Source organism: Psychrobacter sp. L7 (genome assembly GCF_002810365.1).
GTDB classification, from domain to species: Bacteria; Pseudomonadota; Gammaproteobacteria; order Pseudomonadales; family Moraxellaceae; genus Psychrobacter; species Psychrobacter celer.
The window spans coordinates 43,101-63,355 of record NZ_NEXR01000009.1 but is presented as its reverse complement, the minus strand read 5'-3'; the positions used below and the strand labels follow the sequence as shown (position 1 = coordinate 63,355).

Here is a 20,255-nt window from a genome sequence, read left to right as displayed (position 1 = left end):
CTAAATAAAAAACTCATCCTTCGGGGTGGGTTTTTTTGTTGTATGTATTATTTGTGACAAAAGTCTACCGCTGAGGTACAAAACAAGAGTTTCAGACAGTTTGCATTTTTGCCCTATATTTTATGGCGTATTTTTAGTAAAATCCTTCTTTACCAATTACCGAAAGAGTACTATGACCAAGTTTATATTTGTGACCGGTGGGGTAGTGTCCTCACTAGGAAAAGGTATCACCGCCGCTTCTCTTGCTGCGGTCTTAGAAGCGCGTGGCGTGACTGTCACGATGACCAAGATGGATCCGTATATCAACGTCGATCCAGGTACGATGAGCCCATTTCAGCATGGTGAGGTGTTTGTCACCGAAGATGGCGCAGAGACGGATTTAGATTTGGGCTATTATGAGCGCTTCTTACGCCATTCTAAGATGACTAAGAGCAACAACTTTACCAGTGGTCGTATCTATCAAAACGTGCTAAACAAAGAGCGCCGCGGTGAGTATCTGGGCGGTACCGTACAGGTCATCCCGCACATCACTGATGAAATCAAAAGTAAGATTCTTGCCAGTGGCGAAGGCTACGATATCGCCATTATCGAGATTGGCGGTACAGTCGGTGACATCGAGTCGCTGCCATTTATGGAGGCCGTACGTCAGATGCAAGTAGAGCTTGGTCGCAATCGCGCTATGCTCATGCATTTAACGCTGGTGCCTTATATCGCTAGTGCCGGCGAAACCAAAACTAAGCCGACCCAGCATTCAGTCAAAGAGCTACGCTCTATCGGTCTGCAGCCAGATATTCTCATCTGCCGCTCTGAGCACCATATCTCGCAAGACAACCGCCGCAAGATTGCGCTGTTTACCAATGTCGAAGAGCGCGCAGTCATCATGTGTGAAGATGCCCAAAGCATCTATCAAATCCCGCGCACCCTACATGAGCAAGATCTTGACGATCTAATCTGTGAGCGTTTTGGTCTTGATGTACCAGAAGCGGATTTGAGCGATTGGGACAAAGTGGTCGAAGCCCAGCTCAACCCTGAAGCGGTAGTGACGGTGGCGATGGTCGGCAAATATGTCGAGTTACCAGACGCCTATAAGTCGATCAACGAAGCGTTGCTACATGCCGGTATCGTGCATCAGTCAGATGTCAAAATTGACTATATCGATGCTGAGCTACTAGAGACGGACGATGAGCTGTATGCGCGTCTAAACGATGCCGATGCGATTTTGGTACCAGGTGGTTTTGGTGAGCGCGGTACCACTGGTAAAATGAGAGCCATCACTTATGCCCGCGAAAACAAAGTGCCGTATCTGGGTATCTGTCTGGGTATGCAGTTGGCGGTGATTGAATACGCCCGTAATGTGCTGCATATCGATGCCAACTCTTCTGAGTTTCATCGTACTGCCGCTGAGCCTATCATCGGTCTGATCACTGAATGGCTAGATGAGCGCGGCGAGCTACAGATTCGTAGCGATGACTCAGATCTTGGCGGCACGATGCGCCTAGGCGCGCAACAAGCGGAGTTGGTCGCTGGTAGCAAGCTATCACAGATTTATGGCACCAAAAACATCACTGAGCGTCATCGCCATCGTTATGAGATGAACAATCGTTATATCGAGCCACTAGAGCAAGCGGGTATGAGTATCTCGGGTTATTCTGCCAAACAGCATTTGGTTGAGTCGGTTGAGATTGCAGATCATCCATGGTTTATCGCGGTACAGTTCCATCCTGAGTTTACCAGCTCGCCTCGTGGTGGCCATCCGCTGTTTAATAGCTTTGTCAAAGCGGCAAAAGACTATAGCGAAACGAAGTAGTCGTTAGCTTAGTAGGAAGCAACCGCTGCTTGGTAGAGAGAGTTGCTACTATTAAAAAAGCTATGAGTGAGCCGGCAATAATTGTGCTCGCACCAATCATAAATGTTATGCGATAACAGCATTACTATAAAAAGACTGATCTTCGGATTGGTCTTTTTTGCTTTTATACATGCAGAGGGTTATACCTAGCTGGTCGGGCAATAACAATAACAATAACAATAACAACGCTTGGTCATGGCTAATTACGCTAGGATACTTTCTTTCATTGGGTTATCGGTTACAATATCAGGCAGAGACATCACTATAATAAAGAGGAAAATAGCGGTATGGACAATCTAACCACAGCGCAATCGCATATCACGCTCACCACCCCCAGTCACAGCACCATCACGATTGGCAATGATCAGCCGTTTGTGTTGTTTGGCGGCATGAATGTCTTAGAGTCGAAAGAGATGGCGTTTGAGATTGCAGAGCAGTATGTCGAGATATGTCAGCGTTTGGGCATCGGCTATGTGTTTAAAGCCAGCTTTGATAAAGCCAATCGCTCTAGTTTGCATTCTTACCGAGGCCCAGGCTTAGAAAAAGGCATCGACTGGCTGGGGCAAATCAAAGAAAAGTTTCAAGTACCGATTATCACCGATGTACACGAGCCGTATCAAGCCGCACCGGTCGCAGAGGTCGCTGATATCATTCAGCTGCCTGCGTTTTTGTCGCGTCAGACTGACTTGGTGCATGCGATGGCAAAGACAGATGCCATCATCAATATCAAAAAAGCACAGTTTTTAGCGCCGCATGAGATGCGTCATATCATCAATAAATGCTTGGAAGGTGGCAATGATAAGCTCATACTTTGTGAGCGCGGCAGTGCCTTTGGTTATAACAATTTGGTCGTGGATATGCTCGGGTTTGATACCATGAAACAAATGAACGTACCGGTGTTTTTTGATGTGACCCACAGTTTGCAGCAGCCAGGCGCGCGCAGTGACAGTGCTGGCGGCCGCCGCGAGCAAATCACCACCCTTGCCCGTGCAGGAATGGCAACGGGACTGGCGGGGCTGTTTTTGGAGGCGCATCCAAACCCGGAGGTGGCAAAATGCGATGGCCCCTGTGCGCTCAGAACCAGCCAGTTGGAGCCGTTTTTGCGTCAGCTTAAGCAGATTGATGACTTGGTCAAAGGTTTTGAGGTGTTAGATACTCACTAATACCGTCAACGGGATCCATGATAGGAGGATAGGATAATGGCGATTCAGACAGCACAAGTCAGCATCGAAAACATCGATGATGCCGAAGGCTTGGACAGTGTGATGACCGCGCTGAAAAACATTACAGGGGTGACCGCGATAGAGCTTGATGCGGCAAGCAGTATAGCAACCGTGCGTTATGATGATACCGATACCAGTATTCATGCCCTAACGGCGGCGATTAGCATGGTCGATTATGTGACGCAGCCATATCCTATCGATGCACCGCAAAATCCACGCTATCATGATTAAAAGTTATCATAATTAAAAGATATGGCGTCGCAAAGTGAGCGTCGGGCATCGCCTGCTGGACAAAGTCAATCCAATATAAAAACGACGTGACAGCCGTGGATCTGATTTATTTGGATTTGATTATATAAAGCTTGATTATATAAAGTATGAAGGCGTTAGATAATAAAGTCATACCAAAGCGCCTTGTTGTTGGCTCTGATAGGGCTTATGCTAGGACAAGCCCTTAGTAAATGACTGTATTTACTTTAAACTAGGTTAGTTATATAACAATAAGGAGGCCCTCATGGCAACCCAGACTCGTATTATCAATATCGATGGCATGACTTGTGGCGGCTGCGTGGCAAGCGTCCATACAGCCACAGGTGATATCGACGGTTTAGATACCATGACTGTCGATTTGGCTGACAAGCTGGCAACGGTGACATTTGATGATAGCAAAACCAGCGCAGAAGCCATTGCGGCCGCGATCGAAGAGGCAGGTTTTGATGCAACCGTCGCCAACTCGTAAGCCTTACCGCTTTAACGCAAAACCAGCTGTCATGGCTGGTTTTTTTCATGAGAGCCTTGCTGTTAGTCTACTTGCTTTGACAACTTTGCAAAGCATGGCTGCAGGGCTTGAATAGAGAATAGTCGTAGCCATTTACTAGGTATGAGGCAATAGCCACGCTTGAGTAGGACTTATCTCTCATTAGATTAGGGCGTGTTCTTATTTTTATCGTTGAGCCACTATAAAATAAATACAGTGCGACTGGGAGTAATTTTGCGCAGTCTCTGTCTACGCAGGCACAGCAAGCAAGAAAAATTGATACCAGTCGCGCGTGATAAAACCATGTACTTCTTTTATTTAAGATTGACCCTATCATTCATATTGAGAATGAGGACACGCCCCAGCATAGTCTGTTTGTCTGCAGACGCTTTTTTCTGATTTTGACGTCTGATATTTAGATTTTTTCACCGATTTTATTATATATTTATAAACGCTATAGTCCGCCTACCCAAAACGAAGCGCCTGTTATTTAAGAGATGGCAGTTGCCTTTATAGAAGTCTTGGCCGCTTTTAGAGTAAACCGACTATGTAATGCGCTATAACGCAACCACGAGTTTTATTTATGAAAGATTCTACCCGCACCAGTACTGACCCGTCTTATGAGGTGGCGACTGATATTGAGTCCAAGACTGCGATAGCGCCTGAGCGTGCGCACTTGCAGCTAGCGATCGATGGCATGACGTGTCAGGCGTGTGCTTCGCGGATTGAGAAGGTACTTAGCAAAAAGCCGGCGGTATATGAGGCAAGTGTGAACTTCGCTGGCGAGACTGCCAATATCGATTATGATCCGGCGCAGACCACCCCCGAGCAAGTCACAGAGTGGGTCAACAAAACCGGCTTTGTCGCCAATCTGCAAGCCGCTGACAGCTTGTTTGCGCAGACGGATAAAGACACGGCAACCGAGTATCCATGGCGCTTGATCGGGCTATGGATCTGTCTGTTGCCGTTTTTGGTTGGTATGGCGGGTATGCTAACGGGATTTGGTATGGCGTGGATGCCGCCTGTTTGGATTCAGTTTGTCCTAGCCACCCTTGTCCAGTTTGGACTGGCATTGCCATTTTATAAAAGTGCGTGGGCGTCTATCAAAGGCGGCCTTGCCAATATGGACGTGCTGGTGGTCATCGGTACGGTGACTATTTGGGCGTATTCTACTTATCTGTGGTTGACTCATGGCGATGGTACGTTAAGCAGCCTATTGCAAAGTGGATATGCTGACGGACATGGCCCCGCTGTGTATTTTGAAGCCGGGGTGATGGTCATCGCCTTTGTACGAACGGGTAAGTATTTGGAGGAGCGCACCAAAAAGCACAGCCTAAACAGTATCGATTTATTGTTGTCACTGACGCCAGATGAAGTAGAGCAGCAGCAGCCCAACGGCGACTTTCATAATGTCGCATTGCAGGCGGTGCAAGTCGGTGACATCCTGCGTGCCAAGCAAGGCAGCCGTGTGGCAACCGACGGGGTGGTCATAGATGGTGGCGGCTGGTGCGTGGAGAGTCATCTGACGGGTGAGTCTGTGCCCCTCAAAAAACAAATAGGCGATGAGCTGCTGGCAGGGGCATTGGTCGAAAACGGCAGTTTGCTGTATCGCGTCAGTGCCAAAGGCAGCGATACCCAGCTTGGCGATATGGTCAAAGCCCTTAGCGACGCCCAAGGCTCAAAGGCTGACTTGGCAAGGCTTGCCGATAGAGTAACGGCTGTTTTTGTACCAGTGGTGGTGACCATCGCTTTGGCTACCTTTGGGCTAACGTGGTGGCTGACCGGCATGGTGGATACCGCCTTGATGCATGCGGTGTCGGTATTGGTCATCGCGTGTCCTTGTGCGCTCGGTCTGGCCACGCCTGCGGCTATCATGGCAGGCATGGGCGTGGCCGCGCGCCATGGCGTTTGGTTTAAAGACGCGCAAAGCCTCGAGGCGGCGGGCAATATCGACACGGTCGTGCTTGATAAAACCGGCACATTGACTGTCGGTAAGCCGTCTATCGTCGATCATGTCATGGTGGACAGCTCCATTGCTGTCGATGATGTGCTACAAATTGCGGCAAGCGTTGAGGCGCATGCCAGTCACCCCTTAGCGACCGCCTTGATCAATGCTGCGGCCGAGCGTCATTTGCCACTGATGACTGTCACTGATATCAGCGTCATCAAAGGCGCGGGTATCCAAGCCAATATCGAAGGCTTGGGTCTGGTAAAAGTCGGCACGGCAGAATTTGCCAATCTAACTTTGCCAAAATTTATGCCAAAAGTATGGCAAATCGCCAGTACCGTAGCGCTTAGTATCAATGATGAACCGCTTGGGGCGTTTGCTTTGGCAGATGATCTAAAGGCAGACACCCCGCAGGCGATAGCGGCGTTACAAGAAAGCGGCATCCAAGTCATCTTGATGAGTGGTGATAAGCAGTCTGTGGTTGATCACGTGGCAGGGCAGCTGGGCATCGATAAGGCATATGGCCAAATGAGCCCGCGGGATAAAGCCAGTCAAATCGCGCTGTTGCAAACTGCAGGCCATAAAGTGGCCATGGCAGGTGATGGCGTCAATGATGCGCCAGCGATGGCCACCGCCGATGCCAGTTTTGCCATGTTTGAGGGTACTGATGTCGCGCAGCATAGCGCCTCCGCTCGCTTGATGGGCGAGTCGCTGATGCATATCGATGCGGCACAAAAAATCGCCAACGCCACACTGCGCAATATCAAGCAAAACTTATTTTTTGCGTTTCTTTATAATACGCTGGGCATACCGCTGGCAGCGTTTGGGTTTTTAAACCCGATGATTGCCGCGGCGGCAATGGCGCTAAGCTCTATCTCTGTCCTGATGAACGCGCTACGTTTGACCCGTTTTCGCACTGAGGTTGAGCTAGATAATACCGTCTCTACTCATCACACTGATGATAAGCGCTTGCCAAGTGCATAAGTCTGCTAGGGCAGTCACCTTCGCCGATATCGCCGTGAGCCAGATAGGCGGATAACCGAGCGTTTGTATGACTTTATGAGCGTCAGTCGGTGCAAGAGAAGGGAAGTTTGGCGAAATTTATGCTATGATGCCACGTACGATAGCTGCTCATGAAAGCCGTAAATAAACGCTTGATTTTGTCCAAACCCAGCCGATTATACTAAGTAGGCAAGACAGGTTTGGGCCTGCGCTATACGATATTTTATTTTATCTTTTTTGTATTCTAGTTGCCGTTATTTACCCCATAAACTTGGCATGACCAAAGGAATTAACAGACATTATGTACGCTGAAGAAACCACCAACGTCACCGCAATTAAAGACATTCGCGCTCGTGAGATTTTAGACTCGCGCGGTAACCCAACCATCGAAGCTGACGTCATTTTGGCTGATGGTACTATCGGCCGTGCTGCTGCACCAAGTGGCGCGTCTACTGGCTCACGTGAAGCCCTCGAGCTACGTGATGGCGACAAAGATCGCTACATGGGCAAAGGTGTCAAAAAAGCCGTGGCCAACGTCAATAGCCAGATCCGTAGTGCGCTTATGGACAAAGACGTCACCGAGCAGCAAGCCATTGATGATGCGATGATTGCATTAGATGGTACAGAAAACAAAGACAACCTTGGCGCAAATGCCATGCTCGCGGTCTCTCTTGCCACGGCAAAAGCCGCTGCTAAGTCACAAAGCTTGCCACTGCATCAATACATTGCCAACTTGCGCAATCAGACATCATTGACCATGCCGGTACCAATGATGAATATCCTAAACGGCGGCGAGCATGCCGACAACACCGTTGATATCCAAGAGTTTATGATTGAGCCAGTTGGTTTTACCAGTTTCTCAGAAGCCCTGCGCGCAGGTACAGAGATTTTCCATAGCCTAAAGTCTGTCCTAAAATCACAAGGTCTCAATACTGCGGTCGGTGATGAAGGGGGCTTTGCGCCCAACCTGCGTAGCAACGAAGAGGCTATTACTGTCATCATGCAAGCGATCGAGCAGGTCGGCTATAAGGCCGGTGAAGAGATTCATTTGGCGCTAGACTGTGCGGCCAGTGAGTTCTATAAAAACGGACAATATATCTTGGCAGGTGAGGGCAACAAAGCTTTTGATAGTCAAGGCTTCTCAGACTACCTTGTAGGCCTGACGCGTCAATATCCGATCATCTCTATCGAAGATGGCCTTGATGAGTCAGATTGGGACGGCTGGAAGTACTTAACTGAGCAAATCGGTGATAAAGTTCAGTTGGTTGGTGATGATTTGTTTGTGACCAACCCTGCTATCTTGCAAGAAGGTATCGACAAGCACATTGCCAATGCGATTTTGATTAAATTTAACCAAATCGGTACGCTGTCAGAAACCCTAGACGCCATTTATCTGGCGAAGAAAAATGGCTATGCGACGATTATCTCGCATCGCTCAGGTGAGACAGAAGACAGCACCATTGCAGACTTGGCAGTCGGTACCGCAGCCGGTCAAATCAAAACAGGCTCACTATGCCGTTCAGACCGCGTAGCGAAGTACAACCAATTGCTACGTATCGAGCAGCAAGTACGCGCCAGCTACCGTGGCCGTGAAGAGTTCATTGGCCTACGTGGCTAAACGCTCTTATAGTTACAGTCGATAAGTAAGTGTATGCTGGACGATAGGCTGCTTTTGCGGTATCGTTCAGCATACTGAGCTGTGTTGATCCTCTCTGTCTTGTTTGGCGCAAACCCTTTATGAAATACTTTAGCCAATTTATGCTACTTGCCTTAGCCGTTGCAGTACTCTTAGGTCTGCAATATCAGTACTGGCTGGGTGAAAACGGCCATTTTGAGCATCAAAAACTGCTGACACAAATCGAAGAGCAGCAGCGCTTAAATGACAATCAAGTATCAGCAAATAACTTGTTGCGTACGGACGTTCATGACTTAAAAAACGGTCTTGAGGCGGTAGAAGAGCATGCTCGTTTAGACTTAGGTTTGATCAAACCCAATGAAACCTTTGTACAGGTATCCACGGCGCCGACGACGCACAGTCGTTATTAAGACGGGCATATCAAGCCAGTCGTTTGGCGATACCTTGGTCTTGCCATTATCATTATAACCACGATGACATTCAGACACTTTTCAGTCTCTCTCTTTTTATCTTTTCCCCTTTTTTAGCGCCACCTCATGGCTCCCGTGATTTTTCTTTGATAGGCCTTGGCTCATGAATACCACTCCTCGCATACATGCCATGATCGTTGCTGCTGGTCGCGGCAGTCGTTTTGGTGCGTCTATGGCCAAGCAGTATACCTTGTTTCAAGGCCAGACATTGCTGCAGCATAGCGTGGCACGGCTCGCTTGTAGTGCCTTTATCGAGCAGTGCTGGTTGGTCATCGCTGCGGAAGATACTACCGCGCAAATGCTCAATTTTGCCTTGCCGGTACAGTACACCACTGGCGGTGCTGAGCGTTGGCAGTCGGTGCAGGCGGGCGTGGAGGCCATTCGGCAGTCAGGTGCTGCAGACACCGATTTGGTCTTGATCCATGATGCTGCGCGCCCAGCGGTGCCCAGCTGTGATATTGATAAAGTCATTACGGCGGCGATGCATGAGCCGTATGGCGCCATCTTAGCGACGCCAGTCGCTGATACCCTCAAGCACTCCTATGTACAAGACGCGGGGCTGCCTACTTATATTGCGCAAACGCTTGATCGCAGCAATATATGGCAAGCACAAACGCCGCAAGTCTTTCGACTAAACCAATTACAAAAAGTCCTACAGCATGTCAGTGAACAGCAGATAGCAATCACAGATGAAGCCAGTGCTTTTGAGTCTCTGAGGTTACCCATCCGCTTGGTGGCTGGCAGTCGCCAAAACATCAAATTGACGTATCCTGATGATGCTGTCTTGCTCTCTGCTATCTTGAGTCTGCAAGCTTAGTAGCTTTTACCTTGATAGCCTTTACGTAGACGCTAGAACCATCAGCTTATTAAACCCCTTGTCTTTTTGGTACAACCGTATATTATCGCTGCAAAAAATACAAAGCGATGCACCCAATATATTTGTTTTAGTAAATATAAAGGTGTACTAATATATCATTATTTATCTATAACCAAAATTATAGAGCAAACATAGGTTGCTTTGATGACGAAACTGGCCTATGATGTAACTAACTTAATACAATTGATATAAACACTTATAAAATCAATAATATAACAAGCCAGTTGATTGATTTTAATTGTCTTGTCTCTAGATTTTTTCTAACGTTAGTATGGTTGTCTTAGCTACATTAACCTAAATATAGGGAGAAGCGGATTGTCAATGGTCAATGATTCGACAAATCCAGTAACGACGGATCTTTACCAGCTGGTGTACATCAGCCGGATTACTTCGACTGGTCTGTCAAGTCCCAGTACGCTTAATGACATCTCAGAGATTGCGGTTGAGCGTAACCAAACGGACGAGATTACTGGTATCCTTTGTTATGGCAATGGATATTTCTTGCAATGTGTGGAGGGGTCGGAGCAAGCTTTGACCAATCTAAAAAATCGCTTGCTAGTAGATGATCGGCATAAAGACATGAATGTCTTGGATTTTTCAGCGATTGATGAGCGCCGTTTTTCGAGCTGGTCGCTGCGCTCTATCACACTTGAGCGCTGGATGACGAGAGACCCTGTGTTGAAAAAGCTTATGCCGTTTAAGCCCTATAGCTGGAGTGTGGATGAGTGGCGCAGGTTTTTGGATGTATTACAAGGCTATTACGAAGAACAAATCAGAACAGGTAATATTGATACCCAACCGATTAAGTACAGTACCTTAGGGGTAACCTTAAGTAAAGTAGTCGGTCAGCACCAAGCGTTCTTTTTGATCCAAACGGTATTGGGCTCGATGATAGTCATCGCATTGTTGTGGCTGATGCTATCAGATAAAATCTGATAGAAGGTTAGCCTGCGCCGACGGGTACGGCAAAAAATTTATACCAGCTTCGCTATATCTTATTTATTTGACCGGACTATAAGCAGTGTGTAGCCAACTTTAAACTTGCAAAGCCAGCAATGAATGCTGGCTTTTTTGTGGCTATCTATCAGACAGATAGCGTTTGATTTTGGTGGTGGGAGTACGTCAATAGAGTCTAGAGCTTAAAAGTTAGAAAAAGGGTGGCTCGTTAGAAGGAAAGGGTGTGGCTTGCTTAATTAAACCAAGTCATTGAGTCAAAAAACAAACATAAAAAAAGCCCCACTCATAAGATATTATGAGTGGGGCTTTTCGATGGTACGCTTATCAGTCTTATCTTATGCTAAGTAAAAGCTATGCTAAGCAGAAGGGCTAATAAGTGACGCCTTATAGTGGCGTCCCCAGGGGGATTCGAACCCCCGTTACCGCCGTGAAAGGGCGGTGTCCTAGGCCTCTAGACGATGGGGACTAGTAACAACACCTCAGCTGCTTTCACCATTTATGCTGAAGTGGTGCGTATTCTAATGGCGTCTGCGTTTTCTGTCAAGCCTTTTTCTTCGTCTTTTTAAAATTAAATATCTTTTTTTGATAGCGCGGCGCGGATGCAGGTCTTTGCGCTTTAAATGATGCCGAATCCATAGAGAGGTACAAGCGCTGATAGTCAGGGCTAGTAGCATATAACCGAGGATGGTGCCCCATAACTTAAGCTGTGGATCCATAGTAGAGTCCCTCCTATCAAGCCTTGCAGTTATGACTCACATACTGCAAGGACGTGTGGGCGACTTTGACCATCTGTAGGATGATAAGACCGCTAAACAGTAGGCTGGTATGGCTCGTCAGCGTACTGTTTTTATTCTCATATCCTTTTCGACTAAAACACCAAGAGGGTAAAGTCAGCTAGTCTTACCAATAGCATTATTATGAAGGCATAACAATATAGGATATGTGATTAAAGGCTTATTTGTCAGTTTGCGTAGCGGTGTCAGCTTCGGTAGGCTCAGTAGCCATGGCATTTGCGAGCATGGGGTAGCTGTTTAAGATATGACAAAAAAGCTCGGCAGTTTTTTGCGTATCGTATAGCGCTGAGTGCGCGTCTTTACCATCAAACTCTAACCCTGCCGCTTTACAGGCTCGTGCCAGTACCGTCTGACCAAAAGCAAGGGCCGACAGTGTCACGGTGTCAAATACCGAAAAGTTATGAAAAGGATTGTGGTTTTTGCTATTGGTACGTAGCACTGCGGCATTTAAAAACGCCAAATCAAAATGGGCATTGTGACCGATGAGCACGCACTGACGACAATCTTCTGCACGTCTGACTTCTTTTAAACCTTTAAAGATACGCCGTAAAGCAGTCTTTTCGTCTTCGGCGATGGCTTTGCGCATAGGGTTTTTGGGATCTATGCCAGTAAATGCCAGCGCACTTGGCTCTAGGTTTGCCCCTTCGAAGGGTTCGATATGGGCGTTGAGCGCATCTCCTGGATAAAACACGCCCTGCTCATTGAGTAAGATAGGGATACAGGCGATCTCTAGTAGCGCATCTGTTTGCGCGTTAAACCCTGCTGTCTCCACATCGACGACGACAGGCAAAAACTTACGAAACCGGTCTTTTAGGCTCAGTGGTGCTTGCTCATCTGACGAACCTGCAGCGCTATCTGCGCTAGTCGCCGGTGTGTGCTCAGGGTTGCGGGGTAAGGCGGTATCGTTTTGAATGGTCATATCACGTTAAATCACTTTTGTCAGTCGTGCTGTTATATTGAATAAATAATTATTAAATTGAATAAGCAATCATTAAAAAACCATCCTACGATCTCAGCTACGCTTTAGGTAATCAAGGTAGCGTCGATATCGTCGGATAGCAAATAAAAGCGCGGGTTTTAGCATTCGCTGCCACTTATTCTTGAGTTGGCTTAGTTTTTAATCAACTTAGTTTTTAGTCGAATTAGTCTTTAATTGACCAAGGGAGTGTCTCGCCCGCCAGCAGTGGTGTCAATGAAGTGCCGTCAAAATACGGATAAGCGTTTGGCACTTGCATTGGTGTGTTTACAAGGGTGATGGTGCTTTGGTTGACAGGCAGACCATAGAACTGCGCGCCAAAACGACTGGCGAACCCTTCTAGTTTGTCTATCTTGCCGACACTGTCAAAGGCGGTGGCATATAACGGCAAAGCGATAGAGGCGCTATAGCAGCCGGCACAGCCGCACGTGGCTTCTTTTTTGTCGGTTGCGTGCGGGGCGGAGTCAGTGCCCAAAAAGAACTTTGGATTGCCACTTGTGGCCACGTCTAACAGGACTTTTTGGTGGCTTTCACGCTTTAAGATAGGTAAGCAGTAAAAGTGCGGCTTGATACCACCGACCAGCAAATGATTGCGGTTAAACATCAGATGCTGCGGGGTAATGGTCGCGGCAATATGGTTGCCTTGTGCCAAGACAAAATCAGCGGCGTCACTGGTGGTAATGTGCTCGACGACGATTTTTAGAGTGGGAAATTTGATGATGATTTGTGCCAATACCTCGTCTAAAAACCGCTTTTCGCGGTCAAAAATATCCACATGATCTTGCGTCACCTCACCATGTAACAATAACGGCAAGTCGTATTTTTCTAACGCTTCAAACACATCGACGCATGCACTGATGTCAGTGACACCATCAGCCGAGTTGGTCGTGGCCCCTGCCGGATAAAGTTTGACCGCTTGGACGATACCGGATTTTGCGGCCATCTCGATGTCTTGAGGCGTGGTGTTGTCTGTGAGGTATAACGTCATGCGGGGGTCAAACGCTGCAATGCGCTCAGCGCTTATGTCGCTGTTTTGCAAGTGCGTCATGATACGCTCACGATACGCGCGGGCATCATCGACTGTTTTGACAGGGGGGACAAGATTTGGCATACAAATGACACGGTTAAAGCTATCTGCAGCATGTGGCACGGTCGTGCCCAGTGCCTTGCCGTCGCGCAAATGAATATGCCAATCGTCTGGCTGAAGAATGGTCAACTCTCTAATCGAATCAGTCATAAGGTCGTCGCGCTCTATATCGTCATATACGGGAAATAAAAGGGAGTGATACTGCCCGACTATCATAACAGATTTGCCTACTTGACTAAATATGTGACCAGATATAGTCGCTATGAGAGACAGGCGGGCAACGACCTAGCTGGCATGCCAAATAACCGCTGCCAAAATATATTTATTTGAGATTTAACGCAAAAGCGCGCCGCACGGGGCAGTGGTACTTTTGCCCATAGTAAATATGATGTACACTGAGCAGGTGGTTTATTTTTTTGTCTACGATTAGCGCTTTTATCCCCACTCAATTCTCATCATCAAAACTTTATAATAGGAGTTATTCATGGCTCAACTTGATCCAAAAAATATTAATAAAATCGTATTGGCTTATTCAGGTGGTCTTGATACCTCCATCATCGCTAAATGGCTGCAAGAAACCTATGATGCTGAGGTGATTACTTTTACCGCTGATATCGGTCAAGGCGAAGAGGTTGAGCCGGCCCGTGCCAAAGCCCAAGCCATGGGCATCAAAAATATCTATATCGAAGATTTGCGCGAAGAGTTTGCGCGTGACTATGTCTTCCCGATGTTTCGTGCCAATGCCATCTATGAAGGCGAGTACTTACTCGGTACGTCTATTGCCCGTCCGCTCATCGCCAAGCGTTTGGTTGAGATTGCCAAAGAGCACAACGCCGATGCCATCAGTCACGGTGCGACAGGTAAAGGGAACGATCAGGTACGTTTTGAGCTTGGTGCGGTCGCGTTGTCGCCTGATGTTGTGACCATTGCGCCGTGGCGTGAGTGGGACTTGTCAAGCCGTGAGAGCTTGATGCAGTATGCTAAAGAGCATGATATTGCCATTGACTATGCCGGCAATAAGAAAAAATCGCCTTACTCAATGGATGCTAACCTACTGCATATCTCTTATGAAGGCGGTATCTTAGAAGACCCATACGCCGAGGCAGAAGAAGATATGTGGCGCTGGTCGGTCAGCCCAGAAGACGCCCCAGACGAGGCGCAGTATCTAGAGCTAGAGTATGAAAAAGGCGATATCGTTGCGATTGATGGTGAGCGCCTCAAGCCATATGAGGTAATGATTAAGCTAAATGAGCTAGGCGGCAAGCACGGTATCGGTCGTTTGGATATCGTCGAAAACCGCTATGTCGGTATGAAGTCGCGCGGCTGCTACGAGACGCCAGCAGGTACCATCATGCTAAAAGCGCATCGTGGTATCGAGTCGCTGACCCTAGATCGTGAAGCGGCGCATCTAAAAGACGAGCTGATGCCGCGCTATGCAAAAATCATCTACAACGGCTACTGGTTTAGCCCTGAGCGCATGATGCTACAGGCATTGATTGACAAATCACAAGAGTATGTCAATGGTACGGTACGTGTGAAGCTGTATAAAGGCGCGGTGAGCGTGGTTGGTCGTAAGTCAGATGACTCACTGTTTGATGAAAAAATCGCCACGTTTGAAGATGATGCGGGCGCATATGATCAAAAAGACGCAGAAGGCTTTATCCGTCTAAACGGCTTGCGTTTGGCTATCGAAGCCAGCCGCGGTCGTGATTTATCAAAATAAGCGCTTATGCTGTTTTTGATAACTTGATCATCAAAAAGCACGTCATTATATAAAATATAAAACAAAGGCCGCTATCGATAGCGGCCTTTGTTTTTTTTATGACAGTATTATGAAGATGTTATAAGTCTGGTCATAAAAAGGGTTATCTATTTGGTTTGTTGGTTATTTGCGGGTGCAGTCTCGTCATCGTCTACTCGAACAATGGCGACATCTTGCTGCTGACGCTCTTTTAGGCGGTCTTGCTCTATGACTTCCTCAGTTGCCAGCACCATACCATCTGACTTTTGGTTTTGATACTTGAGCATCGCAAGAGCACCAAGGACACCGATCACAGTGACGATCAAAAGGATAACGGGGTTTTTCCAAAGTGGCGTGGCCGCGTCATATTCAATCGGTTTTTCGCTGATGGTGGCTGGGGTGTTGTCGTTATTACCGCCGATTAACCCTAAACTGACCAAAGGCGGCTTTGGTGGGTTGGCAGGCTCGGAAGTTATGCGCAGGCGATTGCGGCTCAAATAAATATCAGATATCTTTGCCAGCTGTAATAGCCAGCGCTGATGCGGTAGCGCGACGGCAGGCATTTGGGCAAAGACCAGCATATCATTGTGATGACCTTGCTGGACATTGTCAGGTGAGCGGCCGATGGCCTTAAGGTAGTTGCCAGTGGCCAGCTGCATATCTTGCACAGGGCTTTGATTGTCAGGTCTAAACCCAGTCAACTCATACCAATAAGGGTCAAAAATCGGGGGCGTGCTAGATAACTGCGCACTACTCAATAGACGGCGCTCGGCGGCATTTACAGGTGACGCTTCTGTCACAGCAGACGGCGTGTCTATACTGTCATGTTGGCTTGGTGCTTGTGCGGCGACCGTCTCAGATGTACAAGCCTGCGCAAAACGCTCAGCTGCTAAAAACTGCGGCTGCAGCGCAAACCACTTATCGATCTCATCATTATCTAGCTGACTATAATCTGCTAAGATAGCCAGCTCACGTAGTGCAATCACGCACAAAGACGTGAGCAAAATTTGTACTTGTGGCGAGGTGGCTTTTATCTGAGAAGCAATGCGCTCACTGGCTTTGGTGACTCGGGCATTATCGTTAAATATCGCATCAGCAGCGTCGTGGCGATGGTACAACGTCGCCCCTAACGTGGCAAAGTTCATCGAGTTGTATTGGCGTAGCTCTTTGACCGCGCCGCGCCCAAATAGCTTTTTGCTGACCGCCTGTCCTTGATAGCGCTGCTGATAGGCGAGGAGCGCACTGATAATAGCTTGTAGGCTGGCATCCATTGCTAAGCGCGCCTGCGGCAGTGAAAGCTGGGCGGCATCTGCCAAAAGCGACACCATAGGCTGGGTATCATGATATAAAAAATCATACATCGACACACGTGTCGGTGAAATAGTCGTCATAATCTGCTAGCATCAAAAAGTGTGCCCCTATATTACGGTGCCAAATGTCTCGGCACAATCCCTTAATAATAGAAAAATTCAATTCATTGACTCACAACACGGTTGACACAGACATCAATTAGATGACTGAACGCTGGATATATCCTATGAAAAATAATGAAAACGTTGATAAAAGCTTTGATAAAAACCTTGATATGCATTTGGTGATTAATATTGCTCAGCAAGCCTTAACACTCTACCAGTATGATAAAAAAATAGCGCGATACGCCGTATCTACCGCCAAAAATGGTATCGGCAGTCAGCAAGATAGCGGTTGTACGCCGCTTGGCGAGCATGTCATTGCTCAAAAAATAGGTGGCAATGCGCCGATCAATGCTGTATTTGTCGGGCGGGTGCCAACTGGGGAGATCTATGATGATGCGCTCGGAAAGCAGTATCCTGAGCGAGATTGGATACTAAGCCGCATTTTATGGTTAAGTGGTCTCGAGGAAGGGTACAATAAAGGCTGTAATGCCCAAGGTGGCTGTGATACCTATCAGCGTTATATCTATATTCATGGCACCCCCGACACCGAGCCGATGGGCGTTGCGCGCTCGCATGGCTGCGTGCGTATGCGCAATGACGACATCGTAGCGTTGTTTGCGCAAGTCAAGGAAGGTACGCCTGTGTCTATCGTGTCAGCGTAGATGGGTAGGTGACCTATCTGAGAGCAGATAGTGGCTTTGGTCAAGCAAGCGTGTCAGATACATAGCAACATCAAGCAGAATAACTTTACGGAGTGATTGATAAAATCAACTTTATAGAGACTAGATATTATTTAGCATATTGATATAATGTTTGCCTTATTAAAAGTGAGCGTGTCGTGCCAGATACCGCTCACTTATGACGTCTTTTATGATAAGGATAACGATAATGTCTAAAGAAAGTCTAGTCACGTTACAACAAGCTTTTGATGAGCGCCGTTCGGTATATGCATTGGGCAATGAATTACCAGTCGCGCCGCAAGCGATTATCAACATGGCAGAGCGTGTGCTTTTGCATACGCCTTCAGCCTTTAACTCGCAGTCTTCACGTCTGGTGGTGTTGTTTGGTGACGAGCACCAAAAGCTGTGGGATATCGCTGAAGAAAAACTGCGGGCAGCGGTCGGCGACGGTGACTTTTCAGGCAGTCAGCAAAAGCTGGACGGCTTTCGAGCGGCGGCGGGTACCGTCTTATTTTATGAAGACCGAAACGTGACCAAGTCATTGCAAGAGCAATTTGCTTTATATGCTGAGCGTTTCCCTATTTGGGCAGAGCAAACCTCGGCCATGCACCAGTATGCCATGTGGACAGAGCTGCGTACGCTGGATATCGGTGCCAACCTACAGCATTATAACCCACTGGTAGATGAAGATGCCGCGGCAGCGTTTGCTATTCCGGACAGTTGGGAGCTGATAGCACAGATGCCATTTGGTAATATCAAAGCCCCTGCTGGCGAAAAAACCTATCAGCCGGTCAGTGAGCGTATGAAAGTACTGGGTCTATAAGAGAGCCAGATACGAGGGCGTGCCTTCATTTCAAAAATGGTGATAAAAATGAGATAAATTGCGGTCAAACAAGGAAAATAGCGCCGTTAATATCGGGATATTGACCAGCTATTTGACGATGTTTGGCAAAATTTGGCCATTTTTAGCCCATTTAGATAACTATCGAGTGAATTGAAGACACGCCCTAGGCCTGCCTGATGATAACGTGGCCTTGTGTTACCGATATCAATGATAAAAAGACAGCTCATCAACCATGAGCTGTCTTTTTTTGTATGCAACATAATGGTTTAGATTGATATCAGCGATTTTTTGACTTTGGCCAAACGTTTTTGAAGAGGTTTATGTTGGGTCTTTAGGGTAGCAGCAAACCAGCCTGCGCCAAATAGCGCCCGCGTTTCTGTCGCTGATTTTTGCTGATAGTGCTGGCCATAACGCATGGCGTCGTCATAGTGACTCAGTGCTTGTTTTGCTTTGAGCAAGTGCTTACGCTGACGCTTGAGCTTCTTTTTCGCTTTCTTTTTTTTGTGGCCTGTCTTGAGCAAAGGCGCAGCAAACTCATGGACATGATATAAGGTCGTCACCTGCTGGTTTAACGCTAGTAGGGCTTGCTGACTCTCTTGCGTGTCTTGGGCGTCTTTCATCTCTTGGGCACCGCCGTTTTTCTTGGTATCGTCGGTAGCGCTCTCTTCTGACTCAGCGCCATCTAAGCATGGGGATCTTTTATGTTGTAGCCGCTCCTCGGCTTGCACAAATGCTTTTTGCTGCTTGAGGAGCACGGCTGTTAGCGCCTCTTTTGCGCTCTTGTCCGCGTGCGGCTCAAGCGCTGGATCACTCATCGCAAAAGCAATCAGCTCCAGTAAGGTTAGTTGAAAGTCATTGGCACAGACAGCGTCCATGGGCCGTACTTTCATAGCGTCAATATCAGCCCCCCATTCTACAGCAGGCGCGCCATATTGCTGTAAATGTGGCTCTACAGTAGAGACCAGATGAGTAAGGTGCTGATAGTCACTGAGTAACGCTTGAGTTTGCTCTAGTATAGGTGACCACTCAGGGTTGATCTCATCAGAGAAGCTGGCAAACGCTTGCAGAGCAGCGTGCAGGCGAGTGATACCGATCGCTAGCTGCAAGACATGGGCGTCATCATAGCGCCCAGAGACGATAGCGCTGCTATTAGGCAGCATATGTAGTAGGCAGTGATGTACCGCCGCCCGTACAAACGCAGGCATGCTGGTATGGTTGTCGATATGAGAAAGCTGAGTATCAGCAGTGACAGCAGGGCTATGCGCTTGTCCTGTAATCAATAGACCACCGCGCTCGGCTTTGGTGATGGTAGATAAGCACAGCTTATAACGCTTGCACCAGACTTTGGCTGTCGTAAATAAAAAATCAATAGCGCCTGACACCAGCTCAAACTCAATTTCTTGAATACAATCACGCAGCGCATCATCATTACCGTGGACAATCTCTCCATAGTCATAGGCCATCTCCAGCTGATTGTCTGCGCCTTCATCATTGTCTTCTATTAACAGGCGGGTGGTGCGCTCGACATCAGTGACATACAGCTGAGTGAGGTTTTTGGTGAGTTTTTTGAGCTTAAAGGACGCAAGAGTAGGGGCGATGGCGGTGTCTTTATATATACTCAAATCAGGCATAAGCGCTTTGTCAGCGAGCATGGCTTGTACGTGCTCAGGGTCTAAGGTGGCGTTGTGCTCTAGGCGAGCTGCCAGACCATCGCCGCCAGCTTTGATGGTCTGCACCCATGTATCGTCTTCTTTACGAATGCGTAGGCCAATCCCTGCTTGCGCCAACTGCTGATCAGGGGTGTCATAGTAGTGGGCAGCCATTTGTGTGGTTTGAGAGGATTTGACTTTTGCTTGACGCATCAAGCCTTTAAGCCGCGACTCTGGGACCAAAAACTTGAGTTCGATCTCTTGCATAATGACTCCTAATAATGACGACGAATGATTATTAGTCTACCATCCTATGCGTGATGATAGGACAATAAAAAGCCGCCCTACAGTAT

The 20,255-nt window shown here is 47.7% G+C and carries 16 protein-coding genes and 1 tRNA gene; 12 read left to right on the top strand and 5 right to left on the bottom strand.

The window, feature by feature from the left end:
* Positions 1-172: 172 nt before the first annotated feature.
* The 9 genes from CAP50_RS09300 (at position 173) to CAP50_RS09260 (ending at position 10,695) form a co-directional block, all read left to right on the top strand.
* Positions 173-1,807: a CTP synthase gene (locus CAP50_RS09300; RefSeq protein WP_100749805.1), complete on the top strand. Its 1,635-nt coding sequence runs from the start codon at positions 173-175 to the stop codon at positions 1,805-1,807.
* 326 nt (positions 1,808-2,133) lie between these two features.
* On the top strand, positions 2,134-3,009 hold the full coding sequence (gene kdsA, locus CAP50_RS09295) for a 3-deoxy-8-phosphooctulonate synthase (protein ID WP_100749804.1): 876 nt from the start codon (positions 2,134-2,136) through the stop codon (positions 3,007-3,009).
* 36 nt (positions 3,010-3,045) lie between these two features.
* Positions 3,046-3,300, top strand: a complete 255-nt coding sequence (locus CAP50_RS09290) for a heavy-metal-associated domain-containing protein (RefSeq protein ID WP_100749803.1) — start codon at positions 3,046-3,048, stop codon at positions 3,298-3,300.
* 283 nt (positions 3,301-3,583) lie between these two features.
* A complete protein-coding gene (locus CAP50_RS09285; RefSeq protein WP_100749802.1) occupies positions 3,584-3,808 on the top strand; it encodes a heavy-metal-associated domain-containing protein in 225 nt (74 codons plus the stop codon).
* 601 nt (positions 3,809-4,409) lie between these two features.
* Positions 4,410-6,758, top strand: a complete 2,349-nt coding sequence (locus CAP50_RS09280; RefSeq protein WP_100749801.1) for a heavy metal translocating P-type ATPase — start codon at positions 4,410-4,412, stop codon at positions 6,756-6,758.
* A 319-nt stretch (positions 6,759-7,077) separates the two neighbouring features.
* Complete coding sequence (gene eno / locus CAP50_RS09275) at positions 7,078-8,394, top strand: phosphopyruvate hydratase (protein WP_075100578.1); 1,317 nt, start codon at positions 7,078-7,080, stop codon at positions 8,392-8,394.
* A 119-nt stretch (positions 8,395-8,513) separates the two neighbouring features.
* The gene (locus CAP50_RS09270) at positions 8,514-8,822 is read left to right on the top strand and encodes an FtsB family cell division protein (protein WP_100749800.1); all 309 of its coding nucleotides are present in this window, start codon (positions 8,514-8,516) and stop codon (positions 8,820-8,822) included.
* 163 nt (positions 8,823-8,985) lie between these two features.
* Complete coding sequence (ispD, locus tag CAP50_RS09265) at positions 8,986-9,699, top strand: 2-C-methyl-D-erythritol 4-phosphate cytidylyltransferase (protein ID WP_100749799.1); 714 nt, start codon at positions 8,986-8,988, stop codon at positions 9,697-9,699.
* 381 nt (positions 9,700-10,080) lie between these two features.
* The gene (locus CAP50_RS09260; RefSeq protein ID WP_241900735.1) at positions 10,081-10,695 is read left to right on the top strand and encodes a BLUF domain-containing protein; all 615 of its coding nucleotides are present in this window, start codon (positions 10,081-10,083) and stop codon (positions 10,693-10,695) included.
* 411 nt (positions 10,696-11,106) lie between these two features.
* Here CAP50_RS09260 and CAP50_RS09255 read toward each other — a convergent pair.
* The 3 genes from CAP50_RS09255 to pyrC form a co-directional block, all read right to left on the bottom strand.
* Positions 11,107-11,182 (bottom strand) — tRNA-Glu (locus CAP50_RS09255).
* A 488-nt stretch (positions 11,183-11,670) separates the two neighbouring features.
* Positions 11,671-12,429 carry a ribonuclease T gene (gene rnt / locus CAP50_RS09250; RefSeq protein WP_100749797.1) on the bottom strand — a complete coding sequence of 253 codons (759 nt, stop codon included), beginning with the start codon at positions 12,427-12,429 and terminating at the stop codon, positions 11,671-11,673.
* A 223-nt stretch (positions 12,430-12,652) separates the two neighbouring features.
* Positions 12,653-13,723: a dihydroorotase gene (gene pyrC / locus CAP50_RS09245; protein WP_100749868.1), complete on the bottom strand. Its 1,071-nt coding sequence runs from the start codon at positions 13,721-13,723 to the stop codon at positions 12,653-12,655.
* 334 nt (positions 13,724-14,057) lie between these two features.
* On the opposite strand from pyrC, the gene CAP50_RS09240 reads away from it, so the two are divergent.
* Entirely contained in the window at positions 14,058-15,296 is a 1,239-nt protein-coding gene (locus CAP50_RS09240) for an argininosuccinate synthase (protein WP_075100583.1), read from the top strand.
* 146 nt (positions 15,297-15,442) lie between these two features.
* On the opposite strand, the gene CAP50_RS09235 is transcribed toward CAP50_RS09240, so the two are convergent.
* Positions 15,443-16,705 (bottom strand): hypothetical protein, encoded by a 1,263-nt coding sequence (locus tag CAP50_RS09235; protein ID WP_100749796.1) that lies wholly within the window; start codon positions 16,703-16,705, stop codon positions 15,443-15,445.
* 146 nt (positions 16,706-16,851) lie between these two features.
* On the opposite strand from CAP50_RS09235, the gene CAP50_RS09230 reads away from it, so the two are divergent.
* Together CAP50_RS09230 and CAP50_RS09225 are read left to right on the top strand one after the other, a co-directional pair.
* Positions 16,852-17,391, top strand: coding sequence for a L,D-transpeptidase (locus tag CAP50_RS09230; protein ID WP_241900726.1), 540 nt, complete (start codon positions 16,852-16,854; stop codon positions 17,389-17,391).
* 226 nt (positions 17,392-17,617) lie between these two features.
* The gene (locus CAP50_RS09225; RefSeq protein WP_100749795.1) at positions 17,618-18,232 is read left to right on the top strand and encodes a nitroreductase family protein; all 615 of its coding nucleotides are present in this window, start codon (positions 17,618-17,620) and stop codon (positions 18,230-18,232) included.
* A gap of 287 nt (positions 18,233-18,519) precedes the next feature.
* Here CAP50_RS09225 and CAP50_RS09220 read toward each other — a convergent pair whose 3' ends face one another.
* On the bottom strand, positions 18,520-20,169 hold the full coding sequence (locus CAP50_RS09220) for a CYTH and CHAD domain-containing protein (RefSeq protein WP_100749794.1): 1,650 nt from the start codon (positions 20,167-20,169) through the stop codon (positions 18,520-18,522).
* Positions 20,170-20,255: the final 86 nt, after the last annotated feature.

Coding starts and splice junctions, on each gene's coding strand:
- CAP50_RS09285 (WP_100749802.1), top strand. CDS start 3,584: ATGGCAACCCAGACTCGTATTATCAATATCGATGGCATGACTTGTGGC.
- CAP50_RS09300 (WP_100749805.1), top strand. CDS start 173: ATGACCAAGTTTATATTTGTGACCGGTGGGGTAGTGTCCTCACTAGGA.
- pyrC (WP_100749868.1), bottom strand. CDS start 13,723: ATGACTGATTCGATTAGAGAGTTGACCATTCTTCAGCCAGACGATTGG.
- CAP50_RS09240 (WP_075100583.1), top strand. CDS start 14,058: ATGGCTCAACTTGATCCAAAAAATATTAATAAAATCGTATTGGCTTAT.
- CAP50_RS09230 (WP_241900726.1), top strand. CDS start 16,852: ATGAAAAATAATGAAAACGTTGATAAAAGCTTTGATAAAAACCTTGAT.
- CAP50_RS09280 (WP_100749801.1), top strand. CDS start 4,410: ATGAAAGATTCTACCCGCACCAGTACTGACCCGTCTTATGAGGTGGCG.
- CAP50_RS09270 (WP_100749800.1), top strand. CDS start 8,514: ATGAAATACTTTAGCCAATTTATGCTACTTGCCTTAGCCGTTGCAGTA.
- ispD (WP_100749799.1), top strand. CDS start 8,986: ATGAATACCACTCCTCGCATACATGCCATGATCGTTGCTGCTGGTCGC.
- rnt (WP_100749797.1), bottom strand. CDS start 12,429: ATGACCATTCAAAACGATACCGCCTTACCCCGCAACCCTGAGCACACA.
- CAP50_RS09220 (WP_100749794.1), bottom strand. CDS start 20,169: ATGCAAGAGATCGAACTCAAGTTTTTGGTCCCAGAGTCGCGGCTTAAA.
- CAP50_RS09235 (WP_100749796.1), bottom strand. CDS start 16,705: ATGACGACTATTTCACCGACACGTGTGTCGATGTATGATTTTTTATAT.
- kdsA (WP_100749804.1), top strand. CDS start 2,134: ATGGACAATCTAACCACAGCGCAATCGCATATCACGCTCACCACCCCC.
- CAP50_RS09260 (WP_241900735.1), top strand. CDS start 10,081: ATGGTCAATGATTCGACAAATCCAGTAACGACGGATCTTTACCAGCTG.
- eno (WP_075100578.1), top strand. CDS start 7,078: ATGTACGCTGAAGAAACCACCAACGTCACCGCAATTAAAGACATTCGC.
- CAP50_RS09290 (WP_100749803.1), top strand. CDS start 3,046: ATGGCGATTCAGACAGCACAAGTCAGCATCGAAAACATCGATGATGCC.
- CAP50_RS09225 (WP_100749795.1), top strand. CDS start 17,618: ATGTCTAAAGAAAGTCTAGTCACGTTACAACAAGCTTTTGATGAGCGC.